General features: G+C 44.2%; 12 protein-coding genes. 6 read left to right on the top strand and 6 right to left on the bottom strand.

The annotated features are described in order from the left end of the window. The first annotated feature begins 12 nt into the window (after positions 1–12). From OCV44_RS14865 to OCV44_RS14850, 4 genes are all read left to right on the top strand, one after another. A complete protein-coding gene (locus tag OCV44_RS14865; protein WP_139684201.1) occupies positions 13–1,620 on the top strand; it encodes a BCCT family transporter in 1,608 nt (535 codons plus the stop codon). A 237-nt stretch (positions 1,621–1,857) separates the two neighbouring features. Continuing rightward, positions 1,858–3,672, top strand: coding sequence for a hypothetical protein (locus OCV44_RS14860; RefSeq protein ID WP_139684202.1), 1,815 nt, complete (start codon positions 1,858–1,860; stop codon positions 3,670–3,672). Further along, complete coding sequence (locus OCV44_RS14855) at positions 3,669–4,406, top strand: DUF3726 domain-containing protein (RefSeq protein WP_139684203.1); 738 nt, start codon at positions 3,669–3,671, stop codon at positions 4,404–4,406. Before OCV44_RS14860 ends, OCV44_RS14855 begins: the two co-directional genes overlap by 4 nt. A gap of 361 nt (positions 4,407–4,767) precedes the next feature. Beyond that, positions 4,768–6,060: an alpha/beta fold hydrolase gene (locus tag OCV44_RS14850; protein ID WP_139684204.1), complete on the top strand. Its 1,293-nt coding sequence runs from the start codon at positions 4,768–4,770 to the stop codon at positions 6,058–6,060. A 118-nt stretch (positions 6,061–6,178) separates the two neighbouring features. Here OCV44_RS14850 and OCV44_RS14845 read toward each other — a convergent pair whose 3' ends face one another. From OCV44_RS14845 to OCV44_RS14825, 5 genes are all read right to left on the bottom strand, one after another. Beyond that, positions 6,179–6,406 (bottom strand): PAS factor family protein, encoded by a 228-nt coding sequence (locus OCV44_RS14845; RefSeq protein WP_139684205.1) that lies wholly within the window; start codon positions 6,404–6,406, stop codon positions 6,179–6,181. A gap of 262 nt (positions 6,407–6,668) precedes the next feature. Continuing rightward, positions 6,669–8,825 carry a c-type cytochrome gene (locus tag OCV44_RS14840; RefSeq protein ID WP_139684206.1) on the bottom strand — a complete coding sequence of 719 codons (2,157 nt, stop codon included), beginning with the start codon at positions 8,823–8,825 and terminating at the stop codon, positions 6,669–6,671. Next, positions 8,822–9,436, bottom strand: coding sequence for a cbb3-type cytochrome c oxidase subunit II (locus tag OCV44_RS14835; RefSeq protein WP_139684207.1), 615 nt, complete (start codon positions 9,434–9,436; stop codon positions 8,822–8,824). Before OCV44_RS14835 ends, OCV44_RS14840 begins: the two co-directional genes overlap by 4 nt. Beyond that, a complete protein-coding gene (gene ccoN / locus OCV44_RS14830; RefSeq protein ID WP_139684208.1) occupies positions 9,437–10,861 on the bottom strand; it encodes a cytochrome-c oxidase, cbb3-type subunit I in 1,425 nt (474 codons plus the stop codon). Between the two features lie 15 nt (positions 10,862–10,876). Beyond that, positions 10,877–11,272, bottom strand: a complete 396-nt coding sequence (locus tag OCV44_RS14825) for a c-type cytochrome (protein ID WP_139684209.1) — start codon at positions 11,270–11,272, stop codon at positions 10,877–10,879. Between the two features lie 366 nt (positions 11,273–11,638). Between OCV44_RS14825 and OCV44_RS14820 the strand changes: the two genes are divergently transcribed. Continuing rightward, complete coding sequence (locus tag OCV44_RS14820; RefSeq protein WP_012600765.1) at positions 11,639–12,106, top strand: hypothetical protein; 468 nt, start codon at positions 11,639–11,641, stop codon at positions 12,104–12,106. Between the two features lie 9 nt (positions 12,107–12,115). Then, positions 12,116–13,141: a diguanylate cyclase domain-containing protein gene (locus OCV44_RS14815; RefSeq protein ID WP_139684210.1), complete on the top strand. Its 1,026-nt coding sequence runs from the start codon at positions 12,116–12,118 to the stop codon at positions 13,139–13,141. A 359-nt stretch (positions 13,142–13,500) separates the two neighbouring features. Here OCV44_RS14815 and OCV44_RS14810 read toward each other — a convergent pair whose 3' ends face one another. After that, on the bottom strand, positions 13,501–15,933 hold the full coding sequence (locus OCV44_RS14810) for a putative bifunctional diguanylate cyclase/phosphodiesterase (protein WP_139684211.1): 2,433 nt from the start codon (positions 15,931–15,933) through the stop codon (positions 13,501–13,503). Positions 15,934–15,936 lie beyond the last annotated feature (3 nt).

The raw sequence follows: 15,936 nt of genomic DNA, 5'->3' as shown, positions 1-15,936 counted from the left end.
TGGAGTCAGAGTATGTCTGATTTAACCAATAGCGTGAAATCTTCAAACGTAAATGCGGGTCAAGCACACACAGCAATTAATGCAAAAAGCAACACAAACCAGTCTGAATCGACTTCAGACAAATTAGGACTTACCAACCCAGCATTATGGTACAGCGGCGGTTTTATCGCTCTGTTCGTGGCGCTTGCTTTATTTGATGGCGAGCTGCTATCAAGCTTAGTAAATACAGGCTTTGCTTGGTCGGTAAAAGTGTTCGGCCCTTATTGGCAAATGCTTCTTCTTCTGACTTTTCTTATTGGTCTTGGCCTGGCGGCAGGGCGAACAGGCAAGGTTATCCTAGGCGGCATCGCGAAACCTGAAATGGATGGCTTCCGTTGGATGGCTATCATCTTCTGTACGCTACTTGCGGGCGGCGGTGTATTTTGGGCGGCAGCAGAGCCTATCGCTCACTACGTTAACCCACCACCGTTGTATGGCGCACAAGAAAACGCACAGCAAGGCGCGGTGAATGCGTTATCACAATCATTCATGCATTGGGGCTTCCTCGCATGGGCAATTGTGGGCAGCTTAACGTCTATCGTGGTAATGCATCTTCACTACGACAAAGGCTTGCCTCTTAAACCTCGTATTTTGCTTTACCCAGTTTTGGGCGAAAGAGCACTGAAAGGCCACACCGGCGCACTGATTGATGCATGTTGTATTGTCGCTGTAGCGGCGGGTACTATCGGTCCGATTGGTTTCTTAGGCTTGCAAGTCAGCTACGCTCTGAACGAACTGTTTGGTATTCCAGATGGCTTCACAACACAGCTAATCATTATTTTGTTCGCTATCGTGCTTTACACATTGTCTGCATTAAGTGGTCTTAATCGCGGAATGCAAATGCTAAGCCGTTACAACGTAATTTTAGCAATGGCATTGATGGTCTACATCCTTATCTTCGGTCCAACGAACTTCATCTTCAATGGCTACATCCAAGGTGTAGGCAGCATGATAGATAACTTCATCCCAATGGCAACATACCGTGGTGACGAAGGTTGGTTAAGCTGGTGGACAGTGTTCTTCTGGGGTTGGTTCTTAGGTTACGGCCCAATGATGGCAATCTTCATCGCTCGTATTTCACGCGGTCGTAGTATTCGCCAATTGGTATCAACCATTAGCCTTATTGCACCGTTTGTAACTTGCTTCTGGTTCACGATTGTTGGTGGCTCTGGTCTTGCGTTCGAAATTGCAGATCCAGGTAGCGTAAGTAAAGCGTTCGAAGGGTTCAACTTACCAGGCGCACTACTGGCGGTAACTCAGCAGCTACCTATGCCAATGCTTATCTCTATTCTGTTCTTGATTTTAACCACGATCTTCATCGTAACGACCGGTGACTCGATGACTTACACCATCAGTGTGGTAGTCAGTGGTGAGACTGAGCCTAACGCAATTATTCGTACTTTCTGGGGTGTGATGATGGGGGTAACTGCATTGATTCTGATTTCCCTAGGTTCAGGCGGAATCTCCGCGCTGCAATCGTTCATTGTAATCACAGCGGTACCGGTGTCCATAATCTTACTGCCATCGCTTTGGAATGCGCCTCAAATCGCAATCAAGATGGCAAAAGAACAGGGTCTGTAAAGAAAAGAGCCTGTAGAGAAAACGCTCTCTAAAAATGAAAGAGAAACAAGGTTTCAGCCTTTGAAAGAAGGCTGACACAAGATTCCGAAAGGAAGAGGAAACCCGTACTGGTGAAGATACACCGGGCGGCACGTATTTAGGTCAATCGATCTAGTTAGGACAAATAATAAGGGGTGAGTTCACTTACCCCAAATAACGTGAAAGCTAACCAACACACTGTAAAAACGAATGCTTCAAATGATGGCAACGATCGGTTCTGAATGGCTAGCAAAATCCTATAACTATAAGGTGGTGAGCAAAATGGATGCACATCGTTCTACCTACACTGAATCAGCACTACGTGACGCGACTGTCGTCATGGCACCGGAAAGGCTAGGTGCAATGCACCAAACACGTATCAGCTTCGTTAGAACTCTGATTCGTAAAATGGCGCAGCAAGAATGGAAAGTGACGAAACATGAGTGGCAATTAGACGCTCAAGGTTTTGGTCATGTTATCTATAAGCTTGCGACGCCAAACCATGTTTATCATTTGGTTGTTTTCTGCGATGAGATTGCAGATGACGAACGAAATGACCGTGTAATTGCTGAAAAGTGGGACGTAACGTTTGCGCTTGTTCTTGGTGATGTTGATGTCACCCTACTTGAAAGACTTCGTGCGAATGTACCGCTTCAAGAAGCTGGCCGTAATCCTAACAATGTGCTTGTTTTAGCGCGTGCAAACAAAAGTGTACGTGTGTTTGAACATATCGTTAGTCACCTGGCTAAAGGTGTTCAACCAACGCCCAAAGAACTGGCTGAAGTAGGCTACATCCTGCGAACCACTGCCGTTTATGGTAATGGCAAATTTGGCATCGCTGATTTTAAAATCTTAGAGAAAAATGAAGATTTTAATCAGTCGTTTAGCGCTCAAATGTGTGCGGTGTATATGCTGCGTGAGTTCAGCTTAGACTGGGTTCATTACCTAGCCGAACAACAGGGCGGTGAACAAGCGATTACCTTGCATCGAGGATTACAACGTTACCTTGGTGTTGGTAATGCAACTGGTTTAGGCATGGCGCCATACCTTATTAACCACCCTAGTATTGTCGACCAGTGGATGACAACCCGTGAACATGCATTGGCGGACGTGTTGTCCAGTGAAACTGATACGGCGTTGATCGAGCCACTACGTACCTTAGTTAAAAAAGCGATTTGTCATTTAGAACAAGTCGTTACCATCAATGAAACACAGCAAGAGCTGAACAAAGCTGCTGTTGATGATTTGAAGCACACAGAACAATCATTAGAAGCTTCTGTCAGCCTGTGCGATACATGGTCGCAGTTAGTCGAGCAATCTAAGCAAATGAGTATGGAAGCCCAAGAAATCCTTATCTCATGTTTGATGGAATTGTACCCAGAATTAGTGGACGCTCATCAAGAGCAAATGAATTGCAGCGAAACACTGTCGCTTCCTAGCGGCAAAAAGATTCAAGACCTTCTGGTTGTACTAGAAGAAAAGTACCGTTGGGCGATCACGACCGACTTTACTAAAGCAGAAAACAACTACTGGTTCTGGTATCGCTCTCAAGACAAAGAAGAGCCAAGGCTCGGAGTTCGAGGCGAAGAGTTGGGTGAAGAGCGTGAACTGCCGTTGGATATTGGCCGTCAAGCTTATCGTTTGTACCATGCTTTATTGCAATTTGCGCCTGAGCTTTCATTGGCCGAATTCCTTGTTAAACAGCCGCAACACCGTGCAATTGCGCGCCGTGTGTGGACGCTAGGTAACAAGGCGATGGGCGACATTCAAATGAATGTGCTTCACCAAGATTCGCCGCCAATGCACTTACTGCGTTGTAAGCTAGCAATGTTTGGTGCGACTAAGTTTGATCCTCGCTCAGATCGCTGGGTACGAGTGACGTTTTTCCAAGGAGCGCCACTGCTTGATGAAATTCATCAGGACGAATGGGTGTTCCCAGTCTTACCAAGTGAAGCACCAAGTGAAGCGGAGCTCGCTGACTCAAATAAAGTTCCTACACATATCAACGCTCAACATGGAGGTAAATCGTTATGATCGTTTCTCACAATGAACTGGTAGCGGCCGTTAATAAAGCCTTTTTGGGTATGCGTCGTACATGTGGTGAAGCCGATGTGATAGCGAACATGGTGGCAGATTTACAAATGGTCGGTTTGGATGGTGTTCGTCATTTTAATAATGCGAGCAACTTTATGGGGTTAGAAGACGATTGCCCTGTAGACATTCAAGTACGCAGCGATAACACTGTTGAAGTCGACCTGCACAAGGCGAGCTTAGCGTGTCACCTTCCTGTGGTTATCGATTACGCCATTGAAAAAATGGTCGGTAAAAAGACGCTGAAAATTGAGTTAAATAACTGCCACAACCGTTGGTTGGCGTATAGCGAGCTTGTAAAGCTAGCTGCAAAAGGTATTGCGTGCATGGCACGTTGGGATAACGGCTCTAACCCTAAGAGCACTTTGTGTGTTCTTAATCGTGGTTGCGTTGCTCCAGAACTGTTTTTATCAGATTTGCTACTGGCATCGTACGAACATATCCACAATATGACCATCGAACTTTCCGTCCAGGATTTCGATATCGAACGTTTGTCAGATGGCTACCAAACACACATTGAATCAGAAGCGCTTTTTAAAACTCAAGAGAAAGCGTGGAACGATGGTATTGAGGTTGATGATGGGGAGTGGTCGGCACTGAAAGAGACCGCTACCGCAATCTTAGTTCAGAGCAGCGAACGCTCGACTCAAGGTGCCGGTGAACTGACGGCTTCGTAGTCGCTAGATTTAATAGGTTCATTAGAACTAACAGGTTCGATAGATTAACAGCGAGTAAGCCAGTTAGTTTATCAACACAGATAAAACCAAAGAGCTTAACGTATCCTCACCTCGTTAAGCTCTTTTTATTTGTCTCCCGTTTTCATTCTTCCTCTCAATAACCCTCTTTAAACCTTCTGTTTTGAAACAAGTTGTTACGCGTTTAAAGCTAATTGGGCGATTTAATGAAGTACCTTCACATTCAGGTTCAACAAACGGTTTCATTTACAAGCTAGTATGCGTATCTTGCTAAGGAAGGTGCCAAAGGGCGCCGTTTTTATTCGTACCGATGACTTTAGAATCAGATAAAAAGGAATGAAGCGTGCAAGCTAACTTTATTGATGGAACCACCCTGTATCGTCAGCACACTTTTGAGTTGCCACTCGATTACCAAGCCAAAGATGGACAACAGATCCAAGTCTTCGCACGTGAGCTGGTTGATCTCGCTAAAGATACGCAAGAGCTGCCGTGGCTTATCTACTTTCAGGGCGGCCCAGGCTTTCCATCTCCTCGAGTGAGCGGTCAATCAGGTTGGCTAAAGCGTGCATTACAAAACTATCGTGTTCTGTTTCTAGACCAACGTGGTACAGGTAACAGCACGGTGATTAGCCATGAAACTTTGGCGCACTTATCGCCAGAGCAACAAGTCGAATACTTAACGCATTTCAGAGCGGACAACATCGTTCGAGACGCTGAAGCGATTCGTGAGCAATTCGGTGTTAAACAATGGTCGACGATTGGTCAAAGCTTCGGTGGCTTCTGTACACTGAGCTATTTGTCACTGTTTCCACAGAGCTTGCAGCGCTGTTATGTGACGGGCGGCATTCCGTCTATTGAGCGAGAAGCTGACGATGTTTATCGTGCGACTTACAAGCGTGTAGAAGACAAAAACAGAGCCTTTTTTGCTCAGTTCCCATTAGCACAAGCTATGTGTCGTGAGATCTCTGATTACCTGCTTAACAATGATGTGAGACTGCCAAACGGTCAGGTGTTTAGCGTTGAACAGTTCCAGTTGATCGGTATTAATCTTGGTGGCGGCGAAGCAAACCTTCCAATGTACTTCACACTGGAGAGTGCGTTTGTTGAAATGAACGGAAGCAAGCAGTTGAGCTACAGCTTCTTAAATCAAATGCAGCAAGAGCAGGGCTACCTAACGAACCCTATCTACGCGATTCTGCATGAATCGATTTACTGCCAAGGTGCAGCGTCTAACTGGTCTGCACACAGAGTACGCGAGCAGTACCCACACTTTAACTACCAAACGGGTAGCGAGTTCTGGTTTACCGGAGAAATGGTGTACCCATGGATGTTCGACCAACTAGAAACGCTGAAGCCATTACGTGAAGCGGCAAACATGTTGGCCGAGAAGTCGGACTGGGGTTCTTTGTACAATGCAGAGCAGCTGAGTAAGAATACGGTTCCGATGGCATGTGCGGTTTATGCGGATGATATGTATGTAGAGCTGGATTACAGCCGCGAAACACTGGCGAACATTCCAAACTCAAAAGCGTGGATTACCAACGAGTATGAGCACAATGGTTTGAGAATGGATGGTGAACGAATCGTCGATAAGCTAATGACGATGGTTGATGCGTTAGAGAACCTGCCGAAATAATCCAATTTTCTGCGTAGGTTATCTACGTTAGAAGCTATCTACTTTAGAAAAACGTCCGCCAAAAACAAGAAAACGCTGCACAATGGCAGCGTTAAAATTGAGATAGGTTAAAGGTTGTTTAGCTGTTTTCTATGCCAACAATCTTGTTTGCAGAGATCACTGCGCTATCCAAGTCGGTCAATCTACCAGCACTTGCTGGGCCAAGAACTGATGAATATAAAGCCAACTGCTTCTCAAATGATAAATCTAATTGGTTATATAGATTTTGGCGGATTTGAGCGTGTTGCTGTGGCTTTGCGCTCGACAGGCCTTCCAACGTATCGTAGATGAGTGTAGTTGTATCCATAACTGTCCTCTGCTGCACCTTTATAAAATTTTTCATATTATGCATCTAGTACTGTATTTGTTCTGCGAGATTGATCGCATTGTGTGCAGATTCGCTTAATTGTGTAATCAGTTAGTTATAATTGTGTTGTGGTCTCAATCGTTGAGAGTGTCAGCTTGATAACAAAGAAAAGGAGACACGCTGGTCTCCTTTTAATTGATTAAGCTGTGATAGAAGTAACGTATTGTGGCTGCTTACCGAGTAAATTGAATACGTACAGAACTTAGCGAATGTTAATGTTCTTATCTCGACTTTCGTACATTTCAGGTGTGGTGTGTAACCCTCCAGCGTAACCTGCAGCTTCAAGAGTTTCTCTTACCTCTCGAACGTGCTCTGCCGTTACTGGTTCCTCTCTATCTCCAAGGTGCAATCGCACGAAGGTGATCAACTCAGCCAACCTTTGATCCGACAGCACATCTTCGAAGCTTGCCATCGGCATGAAGTTTCTGTCTTTGTCGAGATAGGTGGGTTGTAGGCCACGCACGGTTACCGCGATGGTGTTGAATGCATCGCTGTGCATGATAATGCCGTTATTCAACAGAGTAGGGGCGATAGGGTCACGTCCCTTACCATCGTCACCATGACAGGCTCCACATGTCTGGCGATACGTGGTGTAAATGTCAGTCGCGTAAGAGTCTTCATCAAACCCTTTGGGCTGCAACGGAACGGCGTCACTGCTGATGGTGTTGTTGATGTCACCACTGAGTAGGTAATAGGACATCGACTCGATATCTTCACGCGTCATCAAACTTAGGCTGTTTTTCACTACGTCAGCCATGCCAGCAAAGGCAGTCCCTTTGTCTGAGTGACCCGTGTGTAAGAAATCAGTCAGTGTCGCTTCATCCCAACCATCGACATAAAGTTCGTTTGCCGTGATATCGGGCGCATTCCAACCGTCAATCAAGTTACCTTGGAAAATACGTTCTGGTATCAGCGCTTGGGCAATGTTTCGCGGGGTGTGGCACTCAGAGCAGTGTCCAAGACCAGCAACCCAATATTTCCCTTGTTGCCATTTCTCAACGTTTTCGACTTCCGATTTAAGCTCTTCAGGCACTTGATAGTCAATCGGGTTGGTATCCATGAACACAATGTTCCACCCGAGCAGACCTAGACGGATATTCGATGGGAACATCATGCTGTTGTCGTTATTGCGGCGAGGCACCGCGGTGATTGACTGCATGTATTCCCACAAATCGAGCATGTCTTGGTCGGTGAGGTATTGATAAGAGGTGTAAGGCATTGCAGGGTACAGGTAACCATTTTTACCTTTACCCGCAACTAACGCGGCTCGGAAATCATCAAAGTTATAAGTACCAATACCTTCTGTTGTGTGGGGCGTAATATTGGTTGAATAGACGGTGCCAAAAGGTGTCACAAAAGGAAGCCCGCCAGCAAAGGGTTCGCCACCTTCTGCACTATGGCACGCGACACAGTCACCGGCATAAGCGAGGTATTCTCCACGTTCAACAGATTGAGCTTCTAGGTTCGCGCGTCTTTGCTGCTGCACTGAGCCCCCATGTCTAATGTAAGCACCCAGTGCGAGTATCTCGTTTTCCGTAAGCTGTTTATCAAACGCAGGCATCAGGTTGTTCAAGCCTTTGTTGATAGTGTGCTGAATTTCTTCAATACTGCCGCCATGCAGCCAAATATCGTCGGAAAGATCAGGGACGCCGATCGCCGGATTCGCGATAGAACCATCGGCGTGACAAGATGAACAGTATTTTGCAAACAGCTCTTTGCCGACTTTGACTTTCACCTCTGGAACATCGGTATGGCGTTGATTGAGCGAAGCTAAGTAGTAAGAAACCTTAGCCACTTCATCGGGGCGCATTATCTCGCTCCAACCCGGCATCGCGCCATTTCGCCCTTTGGCGATCGAATGAATGATCGCTTCATCACTACCACCATATAGCCATTCTTGGTCAATAAGGTTAGGGAAGTGTTTCTGACCTTGAGCGTTGTCGCGGTGACAAGCCGCGCAGTGAGTTTGGAACAAGATTTGTCCGCTGTTTACTATTTCGGGTATGCCAGACAATCCTTCGAGGGTGGTTTCCGTTGTTTGAGAGAATTGCTCGTTTAACGTTGTGCTGGGTAAGCTGAGTTTGTCGTCACTTTGCTTCCAATCGACTAACCCTTCCCATTCACCAAGCCCGGGGTAGAGCACCAAATAGCCAGCAGACAATAGAAAGGCAATAGCATAGCTAACAAAGAGTAGTTTTGGCGGTGGCGCATCTTTTTCTTCAATCCCATCAAAAGTGCCAAGGGTGTGGTCTTGATCGGCTTGGTGATTGCTACGCCAATATTTAACGACAACAGATACCATAAGAACGAAGAAGATTAAGGTTAAAATTACCGCCCATAGATTCCAAAATGCACTCATTGTGATACCTCCTGTGACGTATCTTTACCAAGGCTTTGTAGATAGCGGATCAGAGCTTCACCTTTGGTTTTTCCTCTTACTTGTAATCTGGCGTCACCTATTTCTTGGTCAGTATAAGGAACGCCAAGTATGCGGAGGGTTTCCATTTTGTCGCTTATGTCGTCGCCTGACAGAGTCTGTTCAAATAACCAAGGGTAGGCGGGCATGATCGATGTCGGTACGACTTTTCGAGGATCAATTAAGTGAATAGCATGCCACTGGTCAGAATACTTTCTTCCTAAGTTAGTGAGGTCAGGCCCCGTACGCTTAGAACCCCACAAGTTAGGAAATTCGTAGATGTCGTCTGCTTCTTTGTTTGGGCGACCATTACGTTTCACTTCAGGCTCTAGAGGGCGAACCATTTGAGTGTGACACACATGACAGCCTTCACTGATGTAGATGTCTCGTCCTGCTAACTCAAGAGGTGTGAGCGGCATCGCTAAGCTGCCTTTGGCAATATCGTCTCCACGGACAATGCTAGGCACTACCCAAACCAACAGAGAAAAGGAAGCGACGACAATAGTGGTCAAAATTAAAATGACGATTGAATGTGTAAAGTCTTTACTCATCATTTAAGCCCCCTCATTAACGGCGTGTTTGGCGTTATGTACTACTGGCATACGAACGGTTTTAAATAAGTTAAATGCCATTAGGAATAAACCCAGAACAAACAGCGCACCACCAAAGAATCGTAAGAACAACCAAGGTGCTTTAAAGTCCATAGCCTCTACAAAGCTGTATATCAGTTCGCCATTTTCATTTTGGGCGAGCCACATATAACCTTCACCGATCCCCGCGACCCAAAGCGCAATCGCATAAATAGCGACACCAGCATGAGCAAGCCAGAAATGCCACTTAATCAGTCGTCGTGACCAAAGATCGGTTTGGCCCCACAAGCGTGGAATGAAGTAGTAAAAAACCGCTATCCCTGACATTCCCACCCATCCGAGTGCTGCGGAATGTACGTGGCCGATTATCCATTCGGTGTTGTGTGCCACCATATTGAACCAGCGAATAGCAAGTAACGGGCCTTCGAATGTTGCCAAGCAGTAGTAAAGAATCGCTGAGAAAAAGAATAAAAGAATGTAGTCGGACTTCAGCTTTTCTTTGTTTTGTAGAAGGGTCATAGCGCTATTGAACGCACCAGCCCAGGAAGGGAGCCACAGGATCAATGACATCACGATTCCGATGTTCTGAATCCAGATGGGAACGGAAGAGTAGATTAGGTGGTGCGTTCCGGCCCACGTGTAAAAGCCGACCAAGCCCCAGAAATGGATCACAGACAAGCGGTACGAATAGATAGGTCGATCCGCCGCTTTGGGTATGAAATAGTAATTCATACCGATCACACCAGCGGTCAGTAAGAAACCAACGGCATTATGTCCCCACCACCATTGAACAATTGCATCTTGAGCACCTGCGAATACAGAGTAGGACTTCATGGCCGAAACCGGCATCGCAAGATTGTTCACAATGAAAATCATGGCAACAACGATAATGAAAGCAGCAAAAAACCAGTTAGCCACAAAGATGTGGCTAACCTTACGCTTGGCTAGGGTGCCAAAGAACAACACTGCATAGAGCACCCAAACCAGTACTATCATTAAGTCGATTGGCCATTCAAGTTCCGCATACTCTTTTGAGCTGGTGTGGCCCCCAGGCAAGGAGATGACCGCGAGTAGTAGAATAAATTGCCATCCCCAAAAGACCATCCACGACAGGCTTTTATTGAACAGCTCACAATGGCCAGTTCGTTGGGCAATATAGAGTGAAGTCCCCATTAGAATATTCACCACAAACCCATAAATAACGCCTGAGGTATGCAGAGGGCGAAGACGACCAAATTGGAAATATTGAGAATCGAAATTGAGCACAGGCCAATATAATTGAGCGGCGAGGATCACACCGATGATCATCCCCACAATCGCCCAGATAAAAGAGGCGATGATAAAGTATCTCACGACCTTGATGCTGTACTGCGTTGTCACTTGTTCCATAACAAGGCTCCTTGCCTACAGTTTTGATTTGCTGTCTGTTTTTGAGTCGCTAACTGAACTCGATTCCTTGCCGAGCATTGAATAGAAGTAGGAGATATCTCGGATGTCTTGATCTGAAAGTGTGTCGGCTTGTTGCTGCATGAGAATCGCCAAACCACTGGTTCTTTCCCTTGTCTGATAATCTTTCAGTGAAGAGATGAGGTATCCCACTTTTTGACCGCGAAGGTTCGGGTAAGGGTCTTGTGTTGAGATACCATCAACGCCATGACAGGTCATACACACCTTGGCTTTTTGTTTTCCTAACTCGAACTGCTCGTCGTTAGATTCTGCGAAAACTGGATTCATGACAGCCGTCATTAGCAGAATGGAAAGTGCGGTTATGGGGTTAAACTTTTGCTTATTTAATCTCATTACGTATTCCCTTATTGAAGAAAAGAGCGAGTGCTTGATGCACCTCAGAAAACACTCAGCGTGGTGTAAAGGTTAAGCATGCATAAGCGTTCTCGCTACTTACTGACTCATATTTATTGTCAATTTTATTAGTCAGTACGTATTCAGTGGCAGGATTGGATTACTCATTGTCTTTAAAAAACAGGGATTACTTGTATGAACGCTAATTAAAGTCTTATTGAGATAAGGGGAGGTGTTGTTCGCACCTGGTTACAGGAATGAAACATTATTTGAGAAAGATTCGAACAGCATCATTGAGAAAATAGACAATGTCTAAGCAAGTCAAATGACCAATATGAACTAGACTCAAATTAGTGACCTTTTAAAATGGAGTTTAAAATGAGAGCTGCACTTCTGTTTATACTTTCACTGTGTTCATTTTCTATTTTTGCAGCATCGGAACTGACAATATTCGATCACTTAGGGCAAAAGCATCAATTCAGTCGAGAACAACTGTTATTGCTTCCTCAAAAAGAAATCACCACGTCATTACCTTGGCTGGATGGAGAATTGGTTTATAGTGGTGTGGCCTTACAAACGGTGCTTGAAACTATGGATTTACCCATGGCCTCACAGGTGACTTTTGTTGCACTCAACGACTATAAAATAGCGGTGCCCAAAGAAGACTTTGACGACTACCAGCCGATCATTGCGATTAAACAAAATGGCCAATTTATGTCAGTCAGAGAAAAAGGTCCGTACTGGTTGATATATCCACTTTCTTCGACTCCAGACATTGATAACACTGACTTCCATGCCAAGATGATCTGGCAGATACGCGATATTCATTTGTAAGGGCTTAGTATGAAAAAGCTGTTGTCATTGACTGCAATTAAAGTCGTCGTGTTATCTTTAGCGGTAGTGGTACTCACCATTAATATCTACAGTGTGACCCGAATTAACGATATCAATAAGAGTTTTTCTACCCGACAAAATGAGGCAACGTGGTTCGTTTTTCAATTGGTGAAGGAATACGCCAATTTCTTGATGGTAAGCCGTTCTGAAACTATTGATTATGATGAGTTATGGTTAGCGTACGATATTACGTGGAGCCGTTTTGACATATTAATTAACAGTACTGAGTCCTCCAATTTCATCAAGTCAGCAAACTTTAAACCTTATTTTAGTGCGGAATTTGATAAATTTAAGAGCTTGGAATCCTCAATTAAACTGGTCAGCCAAGGGTTGTTGCCCAAGGAATCTCTACAGAAAAAAGTCGATATTTGCTACCACACTCTCGTCGATTTTATTAACGACAAGTTTCGATTACAAAGCCCTGTGATTGAAGAAAATACCTCAATGGTTGATAACTTGGTTACCGTTCATCGGATCAGTAGCGTTTTTCTTGTTGGCATCTTGTTATTGACTGGGATTATTTTTTATATGGATTTTTCTATCAAAAGAAAGCTCTACTCTACGGATTTTATTACAGGGTTTCGCAATCGAATTTCGTTGATGAAATTTGTTAAAAATAGCTACTCGAAGGACAAAAACTTTGATCTCTATTTTGTACGAATCAGAAACCTTACCGAGATTAATCAAAAATATGGCCTTGAATATGGGGACCTTGTGGTGAGCTCGGCTGCTAAGTCTTTGACCAGCAAGATCCCTGAAAGCACCATTTCATTCCGTAGCAGTGGAAGCCAGTTCTTATTCTTCATTCCTGATCATTTGTACGCGAGTGATGAAATTCAAGAGAAATTCAACGATGTGCTTAGTGATTACATCTCTGCAGGTAACTTAGAGCTTATGATTGATGCCGTAGTGAGACATAAGAAAAATATAAGCTCCCAAGATATGATGGAGTTATTAACCTCGATGCAAGGCTAAATTTCTATCGTGGATTTAGTCTAGCGTTTGTTGTTTCGTCCCACCCTAGTGACTTTACTTAATTATCTCCATATTTTCTACTCAAGCGAAAATGTTAAAAGCCTTTCCCGATCTAATGAAGTTGCCTAATTATGGAGATCAGACTTCTGTTTGCTTGTAGGAATACATCACGGGGTGATTGACCCTCTGCGTCTTGTTGAGCTCTATTTTGCTATACCAGAAAGGGACTGGACGTGTTTATCCAGTTTCCATGACGATTAACGTATCCAAACTAATCAAAGTAACCAAGCTAATACTAGCATCCGAGCGAATACAAGCATCCAAGCCAGTATCAGTATCAGTGGCGTTAAGTAGAACGGCTATTGTTTCTGATTCAGAGCCACAATCCTTTCATCAGAGTTTGGCTCTGAAAGTGAATACTGGTCCAAAATAGCTTGTGGATTATGGTCACGGACAAACTCTATGAACTCAATATAAGTCAGTGGTTGGCTAAAGAAATACCCTTGTATAAGGTCGCAGTTTGATTGTCTTAGATGATGATATTGCTCTAGACACTCGACACCTTCGCCCACGACGAAAGTGTCACAGGAGTGGCCTAAGTTAACCATTGACTCGACCATTTTACGATCGGCTTTGTCGGTTACGATATTATCGATAAAGCTCTTATCAATTTTAAGCTCATCGACAGGGTAGTGAAGGAGTTGATTAAAGGCTGTGTAACCGGTACCGAAATCGTCGAGGGAAACTTTTAAACCTAAATTTCGGATACTCTCGATGGTTTGGACGGTCAGTTTGGTGCTTTTTACGTAACTGGTTTCAGTGATTTCAATAATGATGTTGCCCGGTGGCACTTGATAACGCTCGAGTACCTTACGAATGTTGTCGGCAAAGTTGCGATTATAGAGCTCCATTGCTGATATGTTAATGGATAGGGTGCCTTTGTACTTGTGAATTTCTGAGAGTTCTTTATAGCTTTTGATTGCGGTGCTAATCACCCACATATCGAGTTTGGATATTAGGTTACTCCTCTCTGCGACCGGAATAAATTCATCGGGCCCAGCTTTAATGTCAAACAGAGCAGGGCAGCGAATGAGACATTCAGCGCCGTCGATATGAAGTGTCTGAGCATTGAAAATTGGCATGAAGCGAATTTCAAAGTTGTCGCTCTCACAACATTCTAATAGCCTTTTCTCGATAACGTCATGTCTTTCTAGTGACTGAATGAGCTCTTCGCCATAAACAATCCTACTTTCCCCATCACTGTGAGCTTTCGCACTAATTAGCATTTCATCAATACATCTGTGCCATATCTCTTCAAATTTCGGGGTGTCGACAGGCAGAACACCTGTTGCAATTGAAAGTCTGAAACCATAGTAATCAAGGAATGTTGTCCCTGTTAGGATGTTGTTAATGTTCTCGATTTCTTCGTTTATTGATTGGTGTTCACCTATTTCCAATATGGCAATAAACTGATTTCCTCCCAGCCTTGCGAGTGAATAATCACTACAACTAAAGCCAAAAGAGGATTGTTGGTTCTGCAATGTTCCTTTAAGTGCTTTTGCTAGGCTCACCAATACATTGTCACCCACTTTTGCTCCATATAAATCATTGATTTTGCGGAAGTCGATAATGTCCCAACAAACCAAGTAGCAATGAGGGCTCATCGAGCTTTTCAAGCGCACATCGAGGTGTCGGATGAACGATCGCCGGTTGGCTAATTTGGTTAATTGATCAAATTCAGCTTCGAATTTCAATTCCGTTAATGAATCAATATAGGCGTTCTTTAGACCATCGATCTCACTGTTTCCCGATGAGCGTTTGAAGTACCGCAGTTTAAGCCCACCAATGGATATCTCGTGCAGTAAATCTTTGAGTGGACGCACCAATTGATATCGTACAACCATGTGTACAATCAACATGATGGTAAAAAGCGTGCTAAAGCTTCCTAACAATGTTTGTTGTGCAATGGCTGCTTTCTCTCTGTTGAATTTTTTTTCACGGATATTAATTTGAGCGAGGAAGTGACGACTGTTCATCTCGACTTTAATTCGGTCTTTGGTTTGTTCAAACGATTTGATAACGAACTGGGTATTCTCTATGAGTGCAGTATCCGATGATGGCTCAATCAGAAGTTGCATATTGTCATCATCGTTGTATTTTATCAGTAAGTTGGAGAGTTGTTTTAACGGACCGTCTGCAATCAATATGTATCGATTTAAACTGTCGTTTGCGCGTTTGTCTTGTGGAAGTAAGTAAGGATCGATTGCAGTGACGTAGGCGTATCTAAGTTCACCACTCACAGAGATATATGAGAAGCCTTCTTGGGAAAATTCGTTTTTATTAATCAGAGAGGTATAGATATCGAAGACGTTTTCATAGGCGTTATCGGGGATCTTTAACCCTTCGAAAGGGTCTGCTCGTAGCGTAGATAGCGTTAACTGGAACTTAGGGTCAACGATATAGATGTTACGTTGACCAAACTGATTAACGTGACTCTGGTTTAAGACGCGAAGCACTCTTTTTTCCAGCAGGGACAAGGTTGTGTAGTCACTAGGGTTTTGAATATATCGCAAGAACTGTAGCGATGAACCAATATCTTTTACAAGCAAAGATAGACCAAGTTGCTCGTATTCAGCCGCCACGAGCGCGGTGTTCACATCAGATTGTACTTCGTCTAAGTACATGTGTTTCGCGTGGTTAGAGGCTAAGTTGTAAGTAACCATTCCGCCTATTGCAAATACGAACAATAACGTAGGAATGAGTACATAATAGAGCTTCTTTAATACTGGCATTAA

The organism is Vibrio tasmaniensis (assembly GCF_024347635.1).
Classification (GTDB): Bacteria; Pseudomonadota; Gammaproteobacteria; order Enterobacterales; family Vibrionaceae; genus Vibrio; species Vibrio tasmaniensis.
The sequence above is the reverse complement of the archived record's forward strand: the minus strand, read 5'-3'. Positions and strand labels throughout refer to the sequence as shown.